Source organism: Escherichia sp. 93.0816, from assembly GCF_013368855.2.
Classification (GTDB): domain Bacteria; phylum Pseudomonadota; class Gammaproteobacteria; order Enterobacterales; family Enterobacteriaceae; genus Escherichia; species Escherichia ruysiae.
This window is the reverse complement of sequence record NZ_JABWNC020000100.1, coordinates 1-250: the sequence shown is the minus strand read 5'-3', so window position 1 is coordinate 250 and position 250 is coordinate 1. Positions and strand designations below refer to the sequence as shown.

At 49.2% G+C, this 250-nt stretch carries 1 protein-coding gene; it reads right to left on the bottom strand.

Going from position 1 to position 250, the window contains the following annotated elements; all coding sequences use genetic code 11:
- Nucleotides 1-250: Clp protease ClpP (locus HEM79_RS22450; RefSeq protein WP_183082737.1), on the bottom strand; the 250-nt coding region annotated here is incomplete at both ends.

Here is a 250-nt window from a genome sequence, read left to right as displayed (position 1 = left end):
AGCATGGCGGTAATTTCCTGTGCTGATTTGCCCGTTTTTCTGGCATAAGCAGGGATTAACACGGTTTCCACCTTATCCAGCAAATCAGCATAATCACGCATATCGCCAGCATTTCCGCCAGAGATACCCCACGGTTTATGGATCATCATCATGGCGTTCTCCGGCATAACAACACGATCGCCAGCCATTGCGACAACCGAAGCCATTGAAGCCGCAACACCATCGATATAAACCGTAATGTCTGCCGGAT